Origin of the sequence: Inquilinus limosus MP06, from assembly GCF_000767795.1 — a bacterium.
Taxonomy (GTDB): domain Bacteria; phylum Pseudomonadota; class Alphaproteobacteria; order DSM-16000; family Inquilinaceae; genus Inquilinus; species Inquilinus limosus_E.
Window position 1 is genome coordinate 1 of record NZ_JANX01000967.1, and the last position, 1,347, is coordinate 1,347.

At 70.8% G+C, this 1,347-nt stretch carries 1 protein-coding gene; it reads right to left on the bottom strand.

Translation table 11 applies throughout. The features are described 5' to 3' along the window. Positions 1-1,347 (bottom strand): mechanosensitive ion channel family protein (locus P409_RS34460; protein WP_202964908.1); only part of this gene is annotated, 1,347 nt, incomplete at both ends.

Below are 1,347 nucleotides of genomic sequence, written 5' to 3' on the forward strand. Positions count from 1 at the left end.
ACCACGTCGCGCCGGGCGAGGTGGATGCCGGCGGCGTCGAACTCCTCGAGGATGCGCTGATACAGCATGCGGCGGATCAGGAACTGCTCGCCCGGCCGGGCGGTGAACTTGATCCCGACCACCATGTTGAACTCCTCGATCTGGCGCACGCCCTGCGACTTGGGCGGGTCGATCAGATGAGGTCCGAGATCCGGGTCGGCGGCGATCTCGGCGCCGATCTTCTTCACGATCTTCTTCACCTGGTCGACATCGGTGTCGAAGGGCACCCGGAACTCCAGCTTCATCACCACCCAGTCGCGGCTGAGATTGGTCATCGCCCGGGCCTCGCCGAACGGCACCGTCTGCAGCGCGCCGCGCTGGTGGCGCAGCTTGAGCGAGCGGATCGAGATCGCCTCGACCGTGCCCTTGAGGCTGCCGATCTCGACATACTCGCCGACCCGGAACGCGTCCTCGAGCAGGAAGAACACGCCGGAGACGATGTCCTTCACCAGGGTCTGGGCGCCGAAGCCGATGGCCAGGCCGACCACCCCGGCGCCGGCCAGCAGGGGCCCGATATCGATGCCCAGCGACGACAGCACCACCAGCACCGCCACCGTGGCCAGGGTGACGAAATAGGCGTTGCGGAACAGCGGCAGTAGGGTGCGCAGGCGCGCCTGGCGGGTGGCATCGGTCGCCGACATCGTCGCGGTCGACCGGCTGAGATGATGGTCGATCAGCGCCCGGCCGAGATGCCACAGCAAGTCGACCACGATCAGCGTCAGCACGATGCGCAGGGCGGCGCGCAGGGCCATCGCCCCCGGCTCCTCCGCCGCCATCATCGCGTGCATGGAATCGACGCCCCAGCGCTGCGCCAGATAGGCGAGGGCGCCGAGGATGACCAGCGCCTGGGCCGTCCGCTCCAGCAGCATGGCCAGGGGCCTGTCCTTGCCCTCGACCGAATCCGGCGATGCCACCGACCGCGCCGCCTCGCGGATCTGGCGCAGGCCCCAGGGCAGCAGCGCCAGCACGAAGACGGTGATCGCGGCGCGGGCGGCGCCGAGCGCGACCAGCACCGCGGCCGCCGCCATCGCCGCCGTCACCACCCAGCGCCCGAGGTCGTGCCTGACGCCCTCGCCATCCGCCCAGGCCCGGCGGACCCAGGTGAAGGCGACGACCAGCGCCAGCACCAGGAGGGAGGTCAGCTCGCGGATCAGCAGCGCGGCGTCGTCCGGCGCATCCAGCCGCCGCATCAGCCGGGCCAGGAAGACGCCGCCGATCATCACGGTCGGGATCGCGATCAGCCAGCCCATGATGGCCGGGATCGCCGCCTCCGGCGCCGCGACCAGGCGCAGATCCGGCCGGCCGGGG